This is a genomic window from Collimonas sp. (assembly GCF_035566555.1).
Taxonomy (GTDB): Bacteria; Pseudomonadota; Gammaproteobacteria; order Burkholderiales; family Burkholderiaceae_D; genus Collimonas.
In genome coordinates, this window is the sequence record NZ_DATMRB010000092.1 from 49,382 (window position 1) to 71,884 (window position 22,503).

Here is a 22,503-nt window from a genome sequence, read left to right on the forward strand (position 1 = left end):
TGGGGATTTACCTACTATAGAGCAATCAGCGTGCCAAACCAGCCCGCAGCAAGGGCGGATCGCAAGGAAAATAGAAATAACAGAATTAAATCAAATACTTAGAAAATAAGATGGCAAAAAAATCAGTTTCATTTTGCGCGTCATAAAGCAGTAGAAATGTTTCACCATGTGTTACATTTATCCGTATTGAAACACATGCGTTAAACGCATTTGAAACATGCAACCCTCCTCCCCTGTCCGCCGCCATACCGACCATGGCGCCAATGCTGGCGACAGCAACCAGAAACCGGTGATCTGGACCGTCTCGGTGTCGCGCCTGTCCGACCTGTTCCGCGATATCACGCTGGAATACGACGACCGCGCGACGATCGAACCGATCGAACTGGGCTTCGACGAAGCCGCGCGCCATATCCGCGAGCGGATGGCAACCGAACGCTGCGACGCGGTGATCTCAGCCGGTTCCAACGGCGCCTACCTGAAAAGCCGGCTGTCGGTGCCGGTGGTGATCGCCAAGGCCAGCGGCTTCGATGTGCTGCAAGCCCTGGCGCGCGCGCGCAAGATCACGCCCGACATCGGCATCATCACCTATCAGTCGAGCATGCCGGCACTCAAGGAATTCCGCGACGCCTTCGGTTTCAATATCCTGCAGCGCGACTATGCCACCGAAGAAGATGCGCGGGCGCAGATCAATGAACTCAAGGCGCGCGGCGTCAAGGCGATCGTCGGCGCCGGCCTGATCACCGACCTGGCCGAGGAAGCCGGGCTGGCGGCAGTCTTCGTGTATTCCGCAGCGTCGATCCGCCAGGCTTTCGACGACGCCCTGGAAATCGCCCGCCTGACCCAGCTGGAAGCCAGCCGCGGCCGCGCCAGCGCGCCGCTGGCCGACACCCTGCGCGCCAAGCACGGCATCAACGATTTGCGCGGCGACTCGCCAGCGATGGAAACCCTGCGCCAGTCCATCGTGCTGTACGCAAAATCGCAGGCAACGGTGCTGATCCAGGGGGAAACCGGCACTGGCAAGGAGCTGGTGGCGCAAGCGATCCACCGCGAAAATCCACGCGCCCTGGCCGGCAACAAACCATTCGTCGCGGTCAATTGCGGCGCGATTGCAGAATCGCTGCTGGAGTCTGAACTGTTCGGCTACGAAGAAGGCGCATTCACCGGCTCGCGCCGCGGCGGCCATGCCGGCCTGTTCGAAGCCGCGCACCGCGGCACGCTGTTCCTGGATGAAATCGGCGAAATGCCGCTGGCGCTGCAAACCCGTCTGCTGCGGGTGCTGGAAGAGCGTGAAGTGGTGCGGGTCGGCGGCACGCGGCCGATTGCGGTCGAGGTGCGCATCATCAGCGCCACCCATTGCGACCTCGAGCAGCGCATCCGCGAAGGCCGTTTCCGCGCCGACCTGTTCTATCGCCTGGCCGTGCTGCGCCTGACGCTGGCGCCGCTGCGCCAGCGCCCGCAAGACTTGATCGCGCTGGCCGAATGGTGCCTGAAAAAAGCGCTGGCCGCGCTGGGCGCCCGCCCGCATCCGAACCTGCATGCCGAAATCATGGCTTGCGCGCCCCTGCTCGGCGCCTACGCCTGGCCCGGCAACGCGCGCGAAGTACGCAACCTGATGGAAAGGCTGGCGCTGTTCCTGGCGGCCGAGCCGCTGCAGGCGCTGTCGCCGGCCTTCATCGCCAGCATCGCGCCGGAATTCGCCCAAGCCGCAGCAATGCCGGCCCTGGCAACCACAGCAACCGCCGCAGACAGCGCAGCGCCAGCCGCGCAAAACATCGCGCAAGTGCTGGCCCGTTTCGATGGCAACCGCGCAGCCGCCGCCAGGCACCTCGGCATCAGCCGTACCACGCTGTGGCGTAAAATCAAGGATCAATGAAACCCTCGCCATGGAGACGCCCATGTCCACGCGAACAGCCTCTTGCACCTGCGGTCAGCTAAGCATTGAAGTCCAGGGCGCGCCGACCGGCGTCGGACTCTGCCATTGCCTGGCTTGCCAGCAAAGAACCGGCAGCGTGTTCGCTGCCCTGGCCGGCTTTGCCGCTCCCTACAAGGTCGTTGGTTCAGCGACCGAGTATGTCCGCACCGGCGATCAAGGGGCCAGGTTCATTTTCCGCTTCTGCCCGGTCTGCGGCACCAATCTGTTCCACACCGAAGAAGGGGTCAGCGGGCGCGTCAGCGTCGCCGTCGGCGCGTTTGCCGACCCCGGCTTTCCGGCGCCCCAGGTGTCCGTCTACGATTGCCGCCGTCATCCGTGGGTTCAGCTGCCGCCCGGCGCCGTCGCGTTCCAGAAGGATCCCCCGTAACAGCCGGCCCTGGCATGCGGCGGCATCCTCCTGCTGCTGGCGCATCAGTCGAATTTCACCAGGTTCAACACCGCCAGCGGACCGCCGGGGAACTGCACCGCGCGGCCTTGGTTGACGCCGCCTAGGTCGACCGCTGCAAAGCCCAGGCGCGCGATCAGATCGCTGACCGTCTTCTTGGCATCGGCATCTGCTCCCGACAGGAACAACACGCGGCGACCACCGTTGGCTTGCGGATCGGCGTCCAGCACGGCGGCAATCAGATGGTTGAAGGCCTTGACCACGCGCGCGCCTGGCGCCAGCTCTGCGAGCACTTCGCTGGAGGCGCGGCCGCCCAGGTCAACCGCCTGGTACGACGGCACTTGCACGGCATTGTTGGCGTCGACCAGGATGCGGCCCTGCCACGGACCGAGATCCTTCAACGCAGCGGGGATGCGATCCCAGTTGACGGCCACGAATACCAGGTCGGCCTGGGCGGCTTCTTGCACGCTGACCGCCTTGATGTGCGGACCAAGTTCGTCAGTCAGGGCTTTCAGCGATTGCGGGCCGCGGCTGTTGGCGATGCTTGCCTGGATGCCGTTGCGGGCAAGTTGGCGGGCGATGGCCGAGCCGATGGCGCCGGCGCCGATAATGGCGATGTTCATGATGTTTCCTTTGAATGAAGTTGAAATTTGTCTTGCTGAGTTGAATCTTAGGCCTCACCGGCTTATAGCGTTAGTAGATGCAAGATATAATCAGTTTCAAGTATTACTTGAAAGACTAAGCATGGAAACCCTCGCCAACCTGGAATCCTTCGTCCGCAGCGCCGAGACCGGCAGCTTTTCGGCGGCGGCGCGGCGGCTGGCGCTGACGCCGGCTGCGGTCAGCCGCAACGTCGCCCAGCTGGAGCGCAACCTCGGCGTGCGCCTGTTCCAGCGCAGCACGCGCGGCTTGACCCTGAGCGAAGCGGGCGAGCGTTTCCTGCAAACCGTGCAGAGCGGTCTCGACAGCATCCAGGGCGCGATAGCCGACATCACGCTCAACGCCGGACAGCCGGCCGGGGTGCTCAAGCTGAGCGCGGCGCCCGGTTTCGGCATGGATTACCTGTTGCCGCTGATGCCGGCTTTCCTCGCACGCTATCCGGCGGTGACGCCGGACTGGCACTTCGATAACCGTCCGCTGGACCTGATCGCCGGCGGTTTCGATGCCGCAATCGGCGGAGGTTTCGAGCTGCCGCCAGGCATGGTGGCGCGCGAGCTGGGAAGGCTGCATGTGATTGCGGTGGCGTCGCCGGCGTTCATGCGCGGCAAACGCCGCCCCAAGGATCCGGCCGGATTGGCGGAACTGGCCGGCATCGTGATGCGTTCGCCCATGAGCGGCCGGATACGCAGCTATGTCATGCGCAACAGCGCCGGCGCTGAAATGGCGGTAGTGCAGAAGCCCGTGATGACGGTCAACGGGCCGGATGCGATCTTCCCCGCCACCCTGCTGGGCCTCGGCGTCGGCATGGTCGCCGTGCCGCATGCCCGGCCGCACCTGGAGAGCGGCGCGCTGGTGCGGCTGCTGCCGGACTGGCATTGCGACGTCGGACCGGTTTCACTGTATTTCACCAGCCAGAAACTGCTGCCGGCCAAGACGCGCGTCTTTGTCGATTTCGTCACAGAGGCGTTCCGCGCGCAGAAGCTGGCGCAAGTCCTGTCCATCCATGGCGGAGATCTGGAGTCGTAGCCGTAATAAAAAAATGTTCGATAAAATGCAGGATCAGTGACTCGTTACGATCGGAAGCCCAATCATGCTTGCACTTATAGTCATCGCCCATCCGAGTACCACCAGCATGAGCCATGCCATGGCAGCAGAAGCGCAGCGATCGCTTGAACAGTTCGGTTACCGACTCGTGACTCACGATCTCTATGCCGAACGGTTTGACCCGGTTCAAAGAACCAATGAAAGTCAAAACACCATCTCCGGCGACCCGCTCGTCGAGCGGTATTGTTCCGAGGTTTCCCGCGCCGATCTGATATTGATTTTCCATCCCAACTGGTGGGGGCAGCCTCCCGCCATCCTCAAAGGCTGGATCGATCGCGTGCTGCGACTCGACACGGCTTACCGATACGCAGAAAATGCCGGATATTCAAGCGTGCCTATTGGTTTGCTGAAAGCCAGATACGCGCTTGTTTTCAATACCTCGAACACACCGGTGGAACGAGAGATGACGGTGTTCGGCGACCCTCTCGAACAAATTTGGCGTCACTGCATATTTGATTTTTGTGGCGTCAAGAATGTCATCCGCCGGATGTATGGCCCTGTGTCGGGAAGCACACCCGAGGAGCGCGCGCGTTGGCTTGCTGAAATTGCAGAACTGGTACGCGGTGTAGCCCAGGTCAATATATAGCGAGTGTGCAAGCGCTGCCATGTCCCTGGAACACGCTCAAGCCTTGCTGAGGCATGTGGATAGCAAAATCCCTATTACAGGAGGCGGTTCCGTGTCCGCGTGGGCACAGGTGCCCACCCTACGAGGACATGCCGTAGACAATTGCGTCCCGCCACATCCGCATGGACACCGGCGCCCATGGCAGGGTGGGCGCCTGTGCCCACGCAGTGCTGACGCACAATTAAGCCGGCTGGTTTTCGGCGCCGTATTGCAGCAGCCATTCCAGGCCCTGCGGCACAGGCTGGTAATTGCCGTATGCATGGCCGCCGGACAGGTCTGCGGCATGTGCCCAATCGCCATCGTTGCCGCTGGCCAGCACGTCGTCCAGGCCCAGCTTGGCGCCGGCAGCGCCATGATCGCTCGCAGCGCCATCGGCAAACAGAAGCTTGCCGCCCTGCTGCAGCACATCGCTGAGCGCCAGCCTGAACTGATTGTCGCCGGCTGCAGGCGCCTGCAGCAACGCACTGAGGTCGAACACCTGGCTGGCGCTGTCCAGTTTCATGACGCTACTGTCGTCGGCATCTTCGACCTGCAGCTGAACATCGTCCGGCAGTGCGAACGCGGCATATCCGGCAACCGCGCTCTGGCGCGCGGCGTCGTCCGTTGCTGCGCCAGCCGAGGACAGCAGCGCGGAGAGCGCGTCGAAATCGAGCGTAAAGTCATGGCCCTGCAGCGCCTCCGGCACCAGGCCGGCATTGAAATCGCTGTATCCGGCCGGAACGACGCCGTCGGCGGACGCCGCGGCCTGCTCGGCAACCACGATCGTCATGCTGGAGAGCAGCGCCAGATTGCCGTCGGCGCCAGGCGCCATGGCGGTGAGCTGATGCGCGCCCTCGCCCAATTCTGGCGAAGCGCCCCAGTTGCCGTCGGCATCGGCCTCTACCGTATCGACCAGCGCGCCATTGTCGTACAGGGCAACTCTGGCGCCCGGCTCGGCCTTGCCGCCCAGAGTCGAGCCGGCATCGGCGGCCCCTGCCTCATTGAGCGCCGGGTCGAGCGCGGCCGGATCCGGAATTGGCTCGATCGCCTGCACCGGCATGGCGATGTCGCGGTTCGCAAACAGCTGGTCGGCAGCCGCACTGGCCGCAACCTCATGTGCGCTGTCGACGATGGGGGCAATCTTGTGCACGCCTTCCGGGTGCGGAATTTCATGGATGATATCCCAGCTGTGTTCCTCGCCGGCGGCAGCCGCGGCCGGATGGGCGCTGTCGGCGGCGGGCTCGGTCCTGATCGCTGGTTCGACTTCGTGATGCAGCGCCGGCCAGCTCTCCCCCGTGCCGCGGGCATTGGCTAGCGCGCCTGGTTTCTTTTCAGCGTTATCGAGCGCGCCGCCAAGGACCAGGTGGCCGACACCGGCGTCGTCAGCTGCGTGCTGCTCGCCGTCGTCCAGCATGGCCCCTGCCGCGCTCAGCACGCCATGGTTGAACTGGCCCAGGCCATGCCGGGCGGCCATATGGCCCTGCCCTTGCGCCAGCCTCTGTCCTTGCGCCTGCGCCGCGGCCACGCCATCGCCCAGCATGCCGCTGTCGTAGTCGCTTCTCGTGTCCTGTGGCGTATATTCATGGTGAGCGCCGGCGTCAGCCTCGCCCGCAGGCCGCACATGCGCGCCGTCCGGACTCAGAGCGGCAAACACTGCATCTTGCAGAGAAACATGCGGATCGCTGCCCGCGAGTGATGTGTTTGCGCTCATTGCCCTGTCCATTCCTCTAGTAATCTGATATGGCTTCTGGCGCCGGGAGATTCCGGCGCGCAGCAGCCGCTGCTGGAGCGATCCTTTGCTCGCGAAACAAGTCCTGCGCTCAGCGCAGATCGATATACCGGAGATTCTAGAGTGGGGATGAGATGCGGTCTGTAGGGAATGGAATCCATATGCAAAGGATAAATCCTACAAATTTGTAGGAAAAAATACAGGGAACCAGTTCCCCGGCTTTACGGGCAAATCCCCGCATGCGCTGAAGTCCCGCCGGGTGGGCACAGCTGCTTGCCGGCCCCATTTTACGGAAATATGATGGGCCCGGAGAAAGACGCAAGCCATTGCGCAGTTTTGTTCTTTTTAAGCTGAGGCATGTACTCCGTAGCCCAGCCGTTCTGCCTGCCGTTGATTGAGAACCTCGATACGTCTTTCAGCCTGCTCCGCCAGCATGCCGGCAGCGCTCATCGCCAGTCGCGTCAGGCATTCGGTATCGGCGACATTCAGCGTCGGCGGGCAGGCCGGATCGCCTTCCTCGCGCGCCTGGTTGCTGGCATGGATCAGGCCCAGGCAGGTTTGCATGCCTTGCGCCATGTCGAGCGTATGCGCCAGGAATTGCATCGCAGCGTCGATGCGCAGTTCTTCGGCCAGCCATGAGAATGGCTGGTGGCCGGCTTTGATTGGGGAACGGGGAAATTCGGCAGATGTGTCGAGGCTAACCATAATGAGCTCCATAATTGCGGTTAAGCCGGCTCTCGCTGCTAAACGGGAGGACGGCAGATGGCGGGGTTAGCAGACCGGTGCAAAAAGGAAAACCGGCAGCCCGAAGGCTCCCTACCACTGCCGTCCATTGAGACGTACAAAGGTTACACACAAAGAAACCATATGGCGTGGTTTCCTTGTGCGCTTTTTGCATTCCAGGCTGCTAAACCTGATCCCTGTTTTTTTCAGGGACGACCAACCATAAACGCCATCGCTTGCTTCGACAATACGCATTTGGCTTAAACAATGCGCGTAGGGTGGGCACCTGTGCCCACGCGGATACCGTGAGGCGCGCACGCCCTGGACGCTCACGTCCGCAGCACTGCGTGGGCAAAAAAGCCTGCCCACCCTACATCCTTGGCATGGCACGGATTCTTGCCCGCGCGATCAGGCTGCAGCGCATTTTTCGCTATTTTTCCTGGCGACAATCGAGCTTGCTATGGCCAGCGCGATCAAGCGCGTAGGGTGGGCACCTGTGTCCACGCGGATATCGTGAGGCGCGCAAGCCCTGGACGCTCACGTCCGCAGCACTGCGTGGGCAAAAAACCTGCCCACCCTACATCCTTGGCGTCGACACGAATTCTTACCCGCGCGATCAAACTTCAGCGTATTTTCGCTATTTTTCCTGGCGACAATCGAGCTTGCTATGGCCAGCGCGATCAAGCGCGTAGGGTGGGCACCTGTGCCCACGCGGATACCGTGAGGCGCGCAAGCCCTGGACGCTCACGTCCGCAGCACTGCGTGGGCAAAAAAGCCTGCCCACCCTACATCCTTGGCATGGCACGGATTCTTACCCGCGCGATCAAGCTTCAGCGTATTTTTCGCTATTTTTCCTGGCAATAATCGAGCTTGCTATGGCCAGCGCGATCAAGGCGGCGCCGACCAGGCCGGTGACGACTTCCGGCACGTGGTAGCTGACGTTGACAAACATGATGCTGCCCAATACGCCGATGGCCCAGAATGCGCCATGCTCAAGGTATTGGTATTCCACCAGGGTGTTCTTGCGCAGCAGCACCAGCGTCATGCTGCGGATGTAAGCCGCGCCCACGCCCAGGCCGAGCGCAATCACGATGATATTGTTGGACAAGGCGAAGGCGCCGATCACGCCGTCGAAGCTGAACGAGGCGTCGAGCACTTCCAGGTAGAGGAAACCGGCGACGCCTTCGCGCACCACGCGGTCGCCGCTGCCGTCGCCCAGCAGGCTGCCGATGCCATGGGCAATGACGAAACTGATCACGCCGGCGACGCCAGCCAGCAGGAAAGCCATCTGCTGCGCGGCCGCCACTTGATAAGACACCAGCACGACGACGCCCAGGGTCAGCGCGACATCGATCGCGGCGACGCGGCCGAGCCAGGCCAGCGGCGCTTCCAGCCAGCCCAGCCAATGGCTATCCTTGTCCTGGTCCAGCATGAACTGGAAGAACACCATCAGCAGGAAGGCGCCGCCAAAAGCCGCCACCTGGTGATGCGCCGATTTCAAGATCGCGGCATATTGCGCGGGCGATTCCAGCGCCAGCGTCAGCGCCGACCAGAAATCCATGTTGGCGAGGACCGCCACGATCAGCAAGGGGAAGATGAAGCGCATGCCGAACACGGCCACCGGCAAGCCGTAGGTCATGAAGCGGTCTTGCCATTTTTTCGACCAGTTTTTCAATACCGAGGCGTTGACCACGGCATTGTCCAGCGACAGCGAGATTTCCAGCACCAGCAGGATGGCGACGATCAGCAGGTCTTGCACGCCGCCCATCAGGTAGGCAATCAGCAAGGCCAGCACGGTCAGCGACAGGGGAATCTTAAAATTTTGCAGCATCATTGGTTTGCTTTCACAGAGACAGGACGCGGGCGTTATGGTCGCGACAGCAGCTGTCTCGAATCTCCAACGCTACGATGCCGGCAGATATTTTTCCCGGCCACACTGCAGCCATGGCTCAATGTGTTGAAGGAGAGATTGTAGGGAGGGCACGATGCACGGTCTGTAGGGAAAGACTGGCATCGGCATGGAAAAAATCCGAAGGGTGTGTCAGGCAATATACGATCACGGCCTTGCGGCCAGCGTGGGCAGATTTTCTGCCCACGCTGTATGACTCATCGATTACGCGGGATTCCGCGTGGGCACACGTACCCACCCTACACGGCCAGTTTAGACCAGGTTGGTGGTGACGCCCTGCTGCACCAGCAGCTCGGCATCCAGATTGCTATGCTGGTACACGTTATACGCCACGCCGTCCACCGTCACCGCATCGGCTGCCTGGGCCCAGTCGCCGATATCGCTGCCGTCCGGCAGCAGATCGTTCAAATTGACGACGTCGCCGGCATCGCCCTTGACCATCATCTGCGTCTTGCCATCAGCCAGGAACAAATCCCTGCCGCCCTGCTCCAGCACGTCGTTCAACGACAGATTCAGCGTATTGTTGCCGCTGCCTGTCAGGTCAATGATTTCGATCGAATCAATCTTGTCGCCCAGCAGAGTCAAGTCCAGCACCTGGCCGGCGCCGGTCAGCTGCAGCGTATCGGTGCCGCCGCCGCCGTGGATCCCGCTGTCGGCGCCATCGAGCAAACTGACATCGGCCAGCGCGAACAGATTGTCGGCAGTGTCGCCGTAATACTGGGCCGCCTGGGATACAGTCTGATGGAGGTCGGGCTCCAGCAGCGTCGGGCTGTTGGCGTACTCGTTGCGGCCGAATTGAATATCATTGATCCAGTACGCGCCATTGCCCGGCGACTCCAGGGTCACCGACGAAAAATGCAAGCCATACGGCAGTTCCGCGCTAACGTCGACTCGCAAACTGGTCCCGGTCGGCGCGAGACTCACCTGGTGCACCGCGTTGCCGTCCTGATCGTAGAACGTGGCAAGAACCCGTTCATTGGAATTGAAATCACCAACCGTCATGGAAATAAAGCTGTAACTCTCCGTATCGGGGAGAGTCAGCCGGTATTCGTCGCCGCCCCTGATCACCAAGGCTATGCTGGGCGACGGATCTGCCCATTGAGCTTGATTCATGCTAAAACCCGGTAGCCAAGGGTTAGTCGCATTTAACTGGACCACAGTCAGATCGAAATTACTCAGATGAATAACTTCTCCTACCGTTGTGAATACCTGTGCCGGCTGAGTGCTCAAATCTTCCGTGACCGTGGATGTATTCTCCTTCAGGAATTCGCGGGCCAGCGAGAGGTTGCCGGCATTATCCACGACCGCGGCGGTGATGTTGCTTGCGTTGCCATTCACCGCGGACGACCACGGCACGGCTGCCGATCCCGCATCGATCTCCGCCTGCGACAGCACATGCTCGACGATGACGCCATCGATCACCACATGTACCTTGCTGCCAAGCGTCAGCGCCGTGCCGTCGAAGCTGATATCGATGTTGAAACCATCCCAGCTCATGGCGGTAGGCGCGCCGACCGTGGTATCCAGCGTCACCGCTTGCGAAGCACCGGTGGTGGTATTGCTTGCAGCGTCGATCACGCGGGTCTGGATGATCCAATCGCCACTGTGGCTGGCGTTATCCTGGAAATTCCAGTTCGATCCGCTCACCAGAGCGTCGCTCCAGGTCAGGCCGCCATCGGTGGAGACCTGCACTTTTTGACCTGTCTCCAGGGCCGCGGTCAAAGTACCATGCACCAGGCGGCCGGCCGAGCCGTCGTTGGTCAGGAAATCGCCCGCGTCGGCGCCGGAATCCTTGCCCATGCCGGTGATGATTGCCTGCGCCGCCGGCGGCACTGTCAGTACTGCAAACGCATAATCGGCCGATGGCGCGCTGACATTGCCCGCGGCATCGGTCGCCGTGGCCGTCAGATCATGCGATCCATCGCTCAGGTCCGGCGAGGGAATCGACCAGTTGCCATCCGCATCGGCCTGCACCGAGCCCAGCACGGTCGCGCCATCCATCAGGATGACGATGGAATTGGCTTCCGCCGTGCCACTGATCACCGGATGATTGTCGTTGGTCACGCCGCCATTGCTTCTGACGTCCCCGACTACCGGCTCTTGACTGTCCAGCACGGTATTGATCAAGGGCGCAGCGGGCGGGACGGTGTCGACGATGAACGGATAGTCGGCCGATGGCGCGCTGACATTGCCCGCGGCATCGGTTGCCGTGGCCGTCAGATCATGCGATCCATCGCTCAGGTCCGGCGAGGAAATCGACCAATTGCCTTTCCCATCGGCCTGCACCGAGCCCAGCACGGTCGCGCCATCCATCAGGATGACGATGGAATTGGCTTCCGCCGTGCCACTGATTACCGGATGATTGTCGTTGGTGACGCCGCCATTGCTTCTGACGTCCCCGACGACCGGCTCTTGGTTATCCAGCACGGTATTGATCAAGGGTGCAGCGGGTGGGACGGTGTCGACGATAAACGGATAGTCGGCCGAGGGCTTGCTGACATTGCCCGCGGCATCGGTTGCCGTGGCCGTCAGATCGTGCGATCCGTCGCTCAAGTCCGGTGAGGGAATCGACCAATTGCCTTTACCATCGGCCTGCACCGAGCCCAGCACGGTCGCGCCATCCATCAGGATAACGATGGAGTTGGCTTCCGCCGTGCCGCTGATCACCGGATGATTGTCGTTGGTGACGCCGCCATTGCTTCTGACGTCCCCGACGACCGGCTCTTGGCTGTCCATCACGCTATTGATCAAGGGTGCAGCAGGCGCTATCGTATCCACCGTAAAGGGATACAGCGACGATGGGGCGCTGACGTTGCCTGCCAGGTCAGTCGCCGTGGCGCTGAGATGATGCATGCCTTCGCCCAGATCTGGCGGCAAGAAAGTCCAGTGACCTGATCCGTCCGCCTGCACCGAGCCCAGCACCGTGGCGCCATCGCTGACGATGACCATGGCGTTCGCTTCCGCCGTGCCGCTAATGACAGGATGCTTGTCGTTGGTGATGCCGCCGCTGGCGACAGGACCTGATATCGGCAGTTGATTGTCGAGCACCGTCAGTATCGTCGGCGGCAACGAAACCGTATCGATCAGCAGGTCGTAGTCTGTCGATAGCGGACTAAGATTGCCCGCCTGGTCCAGCTGGGTGGCGCTCAAGTGATGCAAGCCGTCGCTCAGATCGGCGCCGGGAGTAAAGCGCCAAGTACCGTCGGCAGCGACGGTGGTGGAACCTAGCACGGTTGCGCCGTCGCGCACGACGACCACGGCGCCCGCTTCGCCGCTACCGCTCAAGGCGGGACGCGGGTCGTTGGTCAAGCCGCCGCTGGCGACGTTGCCGGTGATGCTGCCGACATCGTCAAAGGCATTGGTAATCTGCGGCGCCAGAGCGATGGTATCGATCAGCAAGTCATAGGCTGTCGATGCCGGACTGCTGCCGCCTGCATCCGCTTGCGTGACAGTGAAGTGGTGCAGGCCGTCGCTCAGATTGGCGGCAGGGGCGAAGCTCCAGCTGCCGTCGGCGGCCACCGTGGCTGAACCTAAGACGACGCCTCCTTCACTGATGGTGACCACTGCGCCGGCTTTGCCGCTGCCGCTCAAGAGCGGACGCGGGTCGTTGCTCAAGCCGCCGTTGGCGATATTGCCGGTGATGCTGCCGACGTTGTCAAACGCGTGGTCGATGGTCGGCGCCGGCGGCGGTGAAGCATGGTGTTCCTTGAGCAGCAGGGCCACGCCCAGCAGCGTGCCCAGGCCGGCCAGCCAGGGCCAGACTTCGTTCATCAGGTTCGAAGTCGGCGCCAGGCCTTCGCCGAAACCGAGCAGCGGCTGCCGTCCCAGCACCTGCGCCGAGCTGGCGCCGTCGGCCAGCAAGCCGCTGGCGTCATTGGCGATATAGGTGTAATAGGCGCCGTCTTCGGCCACACCGACCAGCTCGGCTTGCTGGCCATCCTGGCCGTAGTAGTCTTCGATGATCAGCGCCGGCTGCTCCGCGCCTTCCAGCGACAGCTGCAGATCGTTGCCGACGCGCTGCACGGTGATGTTCTCGGGCGCGGCGCCGCTATCGGCTTCGGCCAGGATGAATTTGCCGCCGCGCGGCGCTTTCACCTTGGCGGCGGAACCCTGGACATGCAGGTCGATGCTTTGCGTGATTTGCTTGCCGTTGACGACGAATAGTTTGACTGCATTGGCGGCCATTGTATTTCCCTAAAATTGTTATTGATGGATCTCAAGCAGCAAGGCACAGCTGCACATCACTATTCCTGTGTCCCACCGCCATGGATCGATATACGCGACAGTCTAGAGATGAAGCGATGTTCGGTATGTCGGGATCGGCAGGACCGAGCGGCAGACAAATCCGATGCTGACGTCGGATAAAACCGTCATCGAACATATTTTGCTAAAAATAAAGGCGGGGCTTGCTGTAAGCGCCCGCCTTTCTTCCTTCACTTTCGATTTGCCTTGGCCTGTGCTTGGTGGGCACGCAGTGCCCACCCTACGGTCTTGGCTTTGGTCGTAGGGTGGGCAGGATTTTCTGCCCACGCTGTATCGACTCATCGACTGAGCGGATTCCGCGTGGGCACAGGTGCCCACCCTACGCTTTAGTTCTTGCGCTGGCCTTCGACGCGCACCACAACACGACGGTTCGGTTCGTTACAGGCAATGTTGGCTGGCGTTGCTGTCTTGCGGCAGCTGTCGTCGACCGGTTCAGTGTTGCCACGGCTTTCGGTCTGGATCAGCTGGCTCGGGATGCCGTTCTCGGCCAGAGACTGCTTGACCGTCGCTGCACGCGCTGCGCCCAGGCGTTGCGCTGCATCTGCCTTGCCGATCAGGTCGGCGTGGCCGATCACGGTGATGTGCTTGATGCCTTCAGGCTGGGATTGCAGGGTCTGCGCCAGCTTGGCCAGCTCGGTGCGGCCGGCGGCGCTGATGTCGCGGTAGCCGGATTTGCCGAAAGCGAACAAGACGTCGCTGCTCAAGGTGTAATCCTTGTAGCTAGGCGCTGCCGGCGCAGGCGCCGCCGCTGCGAGGTTACAGGCTTGCACCGCCGGCGCGCGCGACAAGGCGTGGATCTGGTCGCGCGCATTGGCCAGCTCGCGCTCGGCCGTCTCACGTGCTACCGGCACCGGGGCGCCGCTGCTGCCGTCCTCGGTCACCTTGAGGAAGTAAGTGACGCCGCTGGCCAGTTCGGCCTGGAACAGGTTGACGGTCTTGCCCTTGTAGTCAGGCTGGTCGTTGAGGTAAGCGCCCAGGGTATGCTTGCCGGGCGCCACACAGAAAGCCGTGTAGCCGTTCGGCAGCAGCGAAGTCTGGAAATGACCGTCTACATAGACGTGGGCGCCGCCGGGGGTGCGGGCGCCGGCCGGCATGGCGCGGTAATAGACCACCTGCGCCTGGCCTGGCAGGACCGCGCGTGCCGGGCTGTATTGCGCGCCGAACACCTGGCCTTGACCGGCGGCCTGGGCGGCCTGAGGGGTTTGCGCCTGTTGGGCGCCGACGCTGACCGCGCCGAACAGCAACGCGCCAGTCAGCGCGGCGTTAAAAATGAATTTCGAATGTGTCGACATGATTTAGCTCCAGTCCGCCGGCAGTCGCGCCGGCGGACGAATAAAAGTAAGTAAAAAGCAAGTGAAGGACAGAATGTAGGGTGGGCAGATTCCTGCCCACGCGGATGGCTTCTTCAAATGATCAACCTTCCGCGTGGGTACAAGCGCCCACCGTGCGACAAACGGTTTAGCTCAGGTTGGTGGTGACTCCCTGCTGCACCAGCAGCTCGGCATCCAGGTTGCTATGCTGGTACACGTTGTACGCCACGCCTTCCACCGTCACCGCATCGGCAGCCTGGGTCCAGTCGCCTTCGGCGTTGACGCCTTCCAGCAGATCGTCCAGGTTGACGACGTCGCCGGCATCGCCCTTGACCATCATCTGGGTCTTGCCGTCGTCGATGAACAGGCTCTTGCCGCCCTGCTCCAGCACGTCGGCCAGCGACAGGTTCAGGGTGTTGTCGCCGGTACCGGTGATGTCGATGATTTTTGCATCGCCGACCTGGGCTTGCTCGGCCTCGGTCAGCGCGCTCAGATCCAGCACCTGATTGGCGCTTTCCAGCACCAGCACAGACGTCTCGCCTGCCTGCTCGACATGCATCTGCACATCCTCTTGCAGGACGAAGGAAGATGCTTCCGGACTTTGAATCCCGGCAACCTCATCGCTAGCGCTTGCCTGCAGCGCGTCGTCGCCAGCTTTGTCGGCATCCGCTTTGTCGGCATCCGCTTGATCGGTATTAAGCTGCTCATCCACCCCCGCTGCCTGTGCGGCCTGGTCGTCTGCATCCGGTTCAACAGGAGCCTCAAACGCTGTCACGCCAGCTCCCACCTCGATAGTTGTCTGCACTGGAGTTGGAAACGCGTCGCCCCAGTTCGCTGCCAGATCCCAATCCGTAGACGTAAAAATGCTATCGATTGCAAAGGTAGGAGTTGGATTTTCAATCACAAAGCTAGCGATTAATTGTCCTGGAGGTGCTTGAAAATTCAGATGCTGAATATTTTGCCCTGTCCCTGCCGGAATAGTAGCGCGACCAATCAAATCTCCTGCTGCGTTATACAGAGCGATTGTGGTTCCATGAGCAGCCCAAAGAGGATTAATGACACTGAAGGACAACGTGTTTCCTGCATAGCCCGCAGCCAAGGTGAAGCTGGTGGTACCGTTCAATCCGAGTTTGAAAAAACCAGGGTTAGTGCTGCCGGTTTGACTGATGATCGTGGCATCTCCGCTGATCGTCAAACCGGAGTTTGACGTGACATACGGCGCTGCGCCTATGACCGTCCCCAACGGTTCTCCAGAAAACTGCTCTGTAGGCGTCGAAATCCATGGCACCGCGGGAGCAACAATATCGAAGCCATACGGGTTTGACGCTCCGCCAGGATTACCCGCCGGATCGGTCGCCACTGCCGTCAGATTGTGCAGCCCAAGAGCCAGGTCGGCGGTGGTCGGAAACACCCAATTGCCATTGCCATCCACTGGTGCCGAGCCCAGTAAGGTCGTGCCGTCATAGATCGTCACTATACTGTTCGGCTCAGCCGTACCGTGCACCACCGGCCGGAGTTCGGTGGTGTCGTCGCCGGTGCCGATGGGAGCGCCAGCGGAGTCGTCGACTACCGTGATCACCGGTGCAGGTGGCGCCGTGGTGTCGACGACGATAGCATGCGGCAACGACGGAGCGCTGACGGTGCCCACCGGATTGGTTTCAATCGCGGTGAAGACATGGTCGCCGTCAGCCAGCGGCGCTGTCGGCCGGAAGGTCCAGGTGCCGGCGGCGCCGACGGTGGCGGTGCCGAGCACAGTGCCGTTGTCGCGGATGGTGACGATGTCACCTGCTGTACCGGTACCAACCAATACCGGCCGGTTATCGTTGGTGACCTCGCCCTCAGGAATCGGACCGGTATGTGGTTCGACATTGTCGTCGATCTCGCTGATGGTCGGCGCCATCGGTATGCTGGTGTCGATGTTCACTGCCCAGTCATTGGAAACCGCACTCGGATTGCCGGCGGCGTCGGTGGCGATGGCGGTGAAGTCGTGCGCGCCGTTGGCCAATGGCGTGGTCGGCGTGAAGCGCCAGCCGCCATCCGCGCCCGCCTGGACCGAACCCAGCACCAGCGCGCCATCATAGATGGTCACGATGCTGTTGGCTTCGGCCGTGCCGTGCAGCGTCGGTGTGGTGTCATCGGTATGACCGTTGTTACCGATCGGGCCGGTAATGGCGCCGAAATTGTCGTCCGCGCCATCGATCACCGGTGCAACCGGCGCCGTGGTGTCGACCACGATGGTCTTCGGCGGCGAAGGATCGCTGACGCTGCCCACCGGATTGGTTTCAATCACGGTAAAGTCATGATCGCCATCGTCCAGCGGCATGTCCGGCTTGAAGGTCCAGTTGCCATCGTCGCCGACAGTGGCGGTGCCAAGCGGCGTGCCGTTGTCGATGATGGTGACGACGTCGCCAGGCGTACCGGTGCCTACCAGCACCGGCTGGTTGTCATTGGTGACGCCGCCGTCAGGAATCGGACCGGTATGCGGTTCGACATTGTCGTCGATCTCGCCGATGGTCGGCGCCAGCGGGATGCCGGTGTCGATGTTGACTGTCCAGTCATTGGACACCGGACCGGTCTTGCCGGCAGCGTCGGTCGAGGTGGCGGTGAAGTCGTGCGGACCGTCGGTCAATGGCGTGGTCGGCGTGAAGCTCCAGCTGCCATCCGCGCCTGCCTGCACTGAACCCAACACCAGCGCGCCGTCATAGATGGTGACGATGCTGTTGGCTTCGGCCGTGCCGTGCAGCGTCGGCGTGCTGTCGTCAGTATGGCCGTTGTTGCCGATCGGACCGGTAATGGCGCCGACATTGTCGTCCGCGCCTTCGATCACCGGCGCCGCCGGGATATGCGTATCGATGGTGAAGTTGAACGGCGCCGTCGGATCGCTCACCACACCTGTCGCAGGATTGGTCGAGGTAGCGGTGATCGCATTCGCGCCTTCCGGCAGGTCAGCCTCCGGCGTCAAGGTCCAGCGGCCTTGCGCGTTGGACGTGGTCGAACCAATCAGCTCGTCATTGTCGTAGACCATCACCAGGCTGTTGGCCGTGGCGGTGCCGACGATCTGCGGACGCGGATCGTCCGTCACGCCGTCGTCGCGCGAAATCGGGCCGGTGATCGGACCTTCATTGTCGATCACGCCGGTGATGGCGATGACCACGCCGCTGGTGTCGACGATGAAGTTGATCGGTGCGCTCGGCACGCTGGTGCCACCCGCCGCATTGGTGGCCGTCGCCGAGAACACGTGAGGACCATCTGACAACGGTGTCGATGGGTAGAAATCCCAGTTGCCGTCGGCATCGCTGGTGGTGCTGCCAATGATCTGGTCGCCGTCGTAAATCGTCACGATGGCGTTAGGCAAGGCGGTGCCCTTGAATTCAGGCTCAGAGTCATCGGTGGTGCCGCCATCCATGATCGGACCGGTGATTGCGCCGACGTGGTCGATCAGACTGCTGTCGTCGATGACCGGTGCTGCCGGAATCGAGGTGTCGACATTGATCGGATAGACCGCGGTCGGGGCGCTGACCACGCCGCCTTCGGTGGCGGTGGCGGTGATGTTGTGCAGGCCGTCGGCCAGGGGCGTCGTCGGCGTGACTTCCCAGTGGCCGGTGGCGTCTGAGGTGGCGCTGCCGATGACGGTGCCGTCGGTGTCATAGACGATGACGATCGAGCCGGCTTTGGCCGTACCCTGGATGGTCGGCTCGGCATCGTTGGTGAGACCGTTCTCTTGAATAGGACCGACATTCGGTTCGACGTGATCGATCACGCCAGTGATCGCCGGTGCGCTCGGGGCGCCGCCGACCAGCAGGCTGAGGTCGAATTCATTGCTCGGCACGCTGCTGTTGCCGGCGGCGTCGGTGGCGATGGCGGTGAAATGATGCTCGCCGATGAACAGCGGGGTCGGCGGCTGGAAGCTCCAGTTGCCGTCGCCATCGACCTGGGCGCTGCCCAGCAGGGTGGCGCCGTCATAGATGGCGACCACGCTGTTGGCTTCGGCCGTGCCGTGCAGCACAGGCTGCGCATCGTCGGTCGTGCCGCCGTTGCCGATCGGGCCGGTCACGCCGACATTGTCGTCGGCGCCATCGATCACCGGTGCAGCTGGCGGCGTAGTGTCGACGATGATGGTTTTCGGCGGCGAGGGATCGCTCTCCTGGCCATCAGGATCCGTTCCGATCACGACAATTTCATGCTCGCCTTCGTCCAGTGGTGTCTCCGGCTTGAAGGTCCACTTGCCGGTGTCGTCGACGGTGGCGGTGCCAAGCGGCTTGCCGTTGTCGATGATGGTGACGATGTCGCCAGGATCGCCGGTGCCGATCAGCACCGGGTGGTTGTCATTGGTGACGCCGCCGTCAGGAATCGGGCCGGTGTGCGGCTGGACGTTATCGTCGATTTCACCGATGTTGGGGGTGTTTGGTTTAATGCCGCCGTTATCGCCTTCGCCTGGGTTGCCAGGGTTGCCGCCGCCGTCGCCTGGATTGCCACCGCCGCCGTCGCCAGGATTGCCGCCGCCTGGGTTGCCACCGCCGATGCTGCTGTTACCGCCGTTATCCGCCAGCGCAGCGCCGATCAGGCCCAATGCGCCCAAGCCAAACAAACCCAGACCCAGCCAGCTCAGGCCGGCCGCAGGCACCAGGCCGGCGCCGAAGCCTACCAGCTGCTGGCTGCCCAATACCAGCGGCGAGGCGACGTTGTCGCCCAGCGTGCCGGCTTCATGGGCTGCTTCGGCATCGGAAGCGATGTATTGGTAGTAGGCGCCGTCTTCGGCCACGCCGACCAGTTCGCCCTGGCCGTCCTGGCTGTAAAAATCTTCAATGATCAGCTCTGGATCGTCGTAGCCCGTGCCTTGGAGAGAGACGTGCAGATTGTTGCCGACGCGATGCGCGGTGATGTTTTCCGGCGCGGCGCCGGTGTCGGTGTCGGCCAGGATGAATTTGCCGCCCTTGATGGCTTTCACCTTGGTGGCGGAACCTTGCTTGGTCGTGCGAAGGTCCACGCTCTGCGTGATTTCCTTGCCATCGACGACGAGTACTTTGACTGCGCTTGCTGCCATGATAAATCCTTAAAAAGACTAAAAATTGCTTGATGTGAACGGTGGTAGCGACGGTTCGCCACAACGCGGTGGTGCCGCTTGAAACTGCGGTCTTGCGCGTGCCGGCGTGTCCGAAACAATTCAGCTACACCCCATGCGCAGTAAAACCCGGCGGTGAAAGACTTCTTTCATGGTTGCCGAGCTTCGACGTAGAGCGAATTTTAGAGACGAGACAACTTGCGGTCTGTAGGCTGGAATTGACTTCTGCAGAGGACAAATCTGTGAAAAATGTAGGACAAATCCCAGCGCCGTCAGACTGATGTTTTAGCGCGATCTCGCCGAGAGCCAGTATCTGTCTATGAAACGGCTATCGCAGCGATAGCCATGGCCGCTGGATTCGATTGTCCTGTGGCGGAAATGCGGCGACCCCATTGCTAATTTAGGTATTTACAAGGGAAAGAAACTGTGCAAAAAATTGTTAAATCCATGTAACAAAAATTTCCAACGATGGAAACGCAACGTTTCGGTGGACGGTTAATCCGTGAAATTCTGATCCGGCATGGCGCTGCCGAAAAGCATAGAATGGATCGAATCCGACGTCTAAAAACAACAACAATCATGCGCCTTACTGGTTTTTATCGATTACTCAAATACGTTCAATCCACATCCGCTGGAGTAAGCGCTGCCCTGCTCCTGGCAACGGCCGTTCCGGCGTCGTATGCCATCGCAGCGAATCCATTGACGCGCGACCCTTCGCAACTGACCCCGGCCCAGATCATGCAGTACATCGACGAGCAAAAGGCAAAGGCGGCTGCCGGAAAAACAGGCGATGCGCCAGTCTCCCCATTATCCCTACAAGGGCTAGAACCCAGCGGCAGGCCTTGGTGCTTCCGCTACATGCCAAGCACCCGCAGCGGCGACCTGGTCGAGCCGTTCCGGGGCAACGCGGCACGCTTCATCGCAGCGATGCAGCAGGCAGGCATACGGGTCGTCATTACCACTACCTACCGACCGCGAGAACGTTCTTATCTGATGTATTATTCGCTGCAAATTGCGCGCGACAAGGAGCGCCCTGCCTCCGTTCCGCCCTGGCGCGGGATCGACATCGACTGGTCGCATCGCGATCGCGACCAGCTCAAGGCGGACCTGGCGAAAGCGAAGTCGGCGGCGCGCGACATGGTGAACGCTTATGGCATCAACTCGGTGCCGGTCAGCCGGCCTGGCCGTTCGGCGCATAATTTTGCGCAGGCAATCGATATGGTGATTTCCGGCTATGCCGGCAAGACCATCGTCGACGCCCAGAAGAAAAGCAGGACCGTGCAAAACTTCATCGACCTGAAAGCCGTCGGCGCCTCCTACGGCGTCATCTGGTACGGTCCCGAAGATAGCGTGCACTGGTCCGTCGATGGAAACTAATCGTAGGGTGGGCACCTGTGCCCACGCGGTACGGCGCGGGCAAGAATGCTTGCCCACCAACCAAATCGCGCTGCTGATAAGGCCACTTCAATGAAAACCATGATTGCGTTACTGTTCCTGGCTGTACCGGCGACAGCGCTGCATGCGGCGCCGCCGGCGCTCGGACTATGGGAGGACGTGCTGGTGGTCGACGACCATACATTGCAATTGATCTCGCACCGGCATTTCATTTTCAGCAACCGCAAGCTGACCGCCCCGACCGTGTTTACGGCGCTCAAGGATTTCGGCGGCGAGATCGACACGTTTTGCTGCCTTGAGGTGCAGGATACGCGCGCTCTTTCGGTCTCCGAGTTGGAAAAGAAATTCAGCGGCGACCACGATTTCGTGCAACGGTTTTCGCACATCCGCGGCCTGCCTTACCTGTATGAAGCCAGGCTGGCCAAGCGTGAAATCTGGAACGACAAGATGCTGTTGCTGAAGGGGCGCAGGAACGACACCGATGACGTCCCCTTTTCAGCGCCGATCATCGCCGGCCGGCTCGGCTTCTCCGAAATCGCCGGCAACCGCTTTACCGCGAGCGGCGGCCAGACCGTCCAGTTCAAGACCGTTGTACCAAAAGACGAGCGCCAGCCGCTGGTTCATCGCTTTACGATTGGCCAGGAAAAAGTGAGGTTCACTGTGCCGCTGCTGGGAGATTGAATGGACAACTGACATGAACGCGTTGCTCAGGTGACCATCTATTCCGTAGATCGGGGCGCCACCGTGCAGTGGAACATTATCCGAGCCAACGATGGTTACACTGCCACCGATATCACCGCCCCAGATTTGTCGATGTGTTGGATCCGAAAAGAGTTGGTAATACGGCATCGCGCCAGTCGCCATCAGACTGTAATTAAACAGGTGAATAGTGATTCCTTGTGGCAATATGGTGTTAGCTGTGGCCGAGCGCCTCAATTGACATGGATTAACGCTCGCGGTTACCCAGGACATGCCAAGTATCATCTGATGTCCGATTTTGGGGAGGCGTTATGAAGTCAATTCCATTTGAAAAAGTCTCGGTCTTGGAAGCAAAAGCCGTACTTGATGAAGAACGGCGGCCCAAACATGAAAAAAACTGGGAGCTTTTACGCCGTTTGTTAGGCCCTGCGGATGTCAACATGCAGGAGCGAACATACGAATGGCTGCTATCGATACCCACAGAGACGTGGCCTTTATGGCTCATCAAACACCACCCGCGTATTGCTAACCAGTTTGCCGATGTTTGGCAGCGACGGCCTGTCTGCGAGAAATTATTTTCCGAACTCTTGCTCGATCAAAGAGGGACGCGCAAAGGCTTTCCTGCCGATGTAACGCGCGAGATCATGGCTTTGAAGCGCTATTTCGATAGACCCGATGATTGACGGTCGCATTTCTCAGAAAAAGTGAATTGATATCCGAATGAAAG

At 61.1% G+C, this 22,503-nt stretch carries 14 protein-coding genes; 7 read left to right on the forward strand and 7 right to left on the reverse strand.

The window, feature by feature from the left end; translation table 11 throughout:
- Positions 1-217: 217 nt before the first annotated feature.
- Complete coding sequence (gene prpR, locus VNZ65_RS11870) at positions 218-1,873, forward strand: propionate catabolism operon regulatory protein PrpR (protein ID WP_325669190.1); 1,656 nt, start codon at positions 218-220, stop codon at positions 1,871-1,873.
- 22 nt (positions 1,874-1,895) lie between these two features.
- On the forward strand, positions 1,896-2,300 hold the full coding sequence (locus VNZ65_RS11875) for a GFA family protein (RefSeq protein ID WP_325669192.1): 405 nt from the start codon (positions 1,896-1,898) through the stop codon (positions 2,298-2,300).
- Between the two features lie 44 nt (positions 2,301-2,344).
- Here VNZ65_RS11875 and VNZ65_RS11880 read toward each other — a convergent pair whose 3' ends face one another.
- Entirely contained in the window at positions 2,345-2,941 is a 597-nt protein-coding gene (locus tag VNZ65_RS11880; protein ID WP_325669194.1) for an NADPH-dependent F420 reductase, read from the reverse strand.
- 121 nt (positions 2,942-3,062) lie between these two features.
- On the opposite strand from VNZ65_RS11880, the gene VNZ65_RS11885 reads away from it, so the two are divergent.
- Both VNZ65_RS11885 and VNZ65_RS11890 read left to right on the forward strand, forming a co-directional pair.
- Complete coding sequence (locus VNZ65_RS11885) at positions 3,063-4,004, forward strand: LysR family transcriptional regulator (protein ID WP_325669196.1); 942 nt, start codon at positions 3,063-3,065, stop codon at positions 4,002-4,004.
- A 64-nt stretch (positions 4,005-4,068) separates the two neighbouring features.
- On the forward strand, positions 4,069-4,668 hold the full coding sequence (locus VNZ65_RS11890; RefSeq protein WP_325669197.1) for an NAD(P)H-dependent oxidoreductase: 600 nt from the start codon (positions 4,069-4,071) through the stop codon (positions 4,666-4,668).
- A gap of 220 nt (positions 4,669-4,888) precedes the next feature.
- On the opposite strand, the gene VNZ65_RS11895 is transcribed toward VNZ65_RS11890, so the two are convergent.
- The 6 genes from VNZ65_RS11895 to VNZ65_RS11920 all read right to left on the reverse strand — a co-directional run bounded on the left by VNZ65_RS11895 (position 4,889) and on the right by VNZ65_RS11920 (position 19,664).
- Positions 4,889-6,397, reverse strand: a complete 1,509-nt coding sequence (locus VNZ65_RS11895) for a hypothetical protein (protein WP_325669199.1) — start codon at positions 6,395-6,397, stop codon at positions 4,889-4,891.
- 363 nt (positions 6,398-6,760) lie between these two features.
- Positions 6,761-7,120: a hypothetical protein gene (locus VNZ65_RS11900; RefSeq protein ID WP_325669201.1), complete on the reverse strand. Its 360-nt coding sequence runs from the start codon at positions 7,118-7,120 to the stop codon at positions 6,761-6,763.
- Between the two features lie 841 nt (positions 7,121-7,961).
- A complete protein-coding gene (locus tag VNZ65_RS11905; protein WP_325669229.1) occupies positions 7,962-8,969 on the reverse strand; it encodes a DUF475 domain-containing protein in 1,008 nt (335 codons plus the stop codon).
- Between the two features lie 330 nt (positions 8,970-9,299).
- Positions 9,300-13,232, reverse strand: coding sequence for an Ig-like domain-containing protein (locus tag VNZ65_RS11910; protein ID WP_325669203.1), 3,933 nt, complete (start codon positions 13,230-13,232; stop codon positions 9,300-9,302).
- A gap of 404 nt (positions 13,233-13,636) precedes the next feature.
- Positions 13,637-14,602, reverse strand: coding sequence for an OmpA family protein (locus VNZ65_RS11915; RefSeq protein WP_325669205.1), 966 nt, complete (start codon positions 14,600-14,602; stop codon positions 13,637-13,639).
- A 166-nt stretch (positions 14,603-14,768) separates the two neighbouring features.
- The gene (locus VNZ65_RS11920; RefSeq protein WP_325669207.1) at positions 14,769-19,664 is read right to left on the reverse strand and encodes an Ig-like domain-containing protein; all 4,896 of its coding nucleotides are present in this window, start codon (positions 19,662-19,664) and stop codon (positions 14,769-14,771) included.
- Positions 19,665-20,150: 486 nt separating this feature from the next.
- Between VNZ65_RS11920 and VNZ65_RS11925 the strand changes: the two genes are divergently transcribed.
- The 3 genes from VNZ65_RS11925 (at position 20,151) to VNZ65_RS11935 (ending at position 22,459) form a co-directional block, all read left to right on the forward strand.
- Complete coding sequence (locus VNZ65_RS11925) at positions 20,151-21,059, forward strand: hypothetical protein (protein ID WP_325669209.1); 909 nt, start codon at positions 20,151-20,153, stop codon at positions 21,057-21,059.
- A 90-nt stretch (positions 21,060-21,149) separates the two neighbouring features.
- Positions 21,150-21,758: a hypothetical protein gene (locus tag VNZ65_RS11930; protein WP_325669211.1), complete on the forward strand. Its 609-nt coding sequence runs from the start codon at positions 21,150-21,152 to the stop codon at positions 21,756-21,758.
- Between the two features lie 329 nt (positions 21,759-22,087).
- Positions 22,088-22,459 carry a hypothetical protein gene (locus VNZ65_RS11935; RefSeq protein WP_325669213.1) on the forward strand — a complete coding sequence of 124 codons (372 nt, stop codon included), beginning with the start codon at positions 22,088-22,090 and terminating at the stop codon, positions 22,457-22,459.
- The last annotated feature ends 44 nt before the right edge of the window (positions 22,460-22,503 follow it).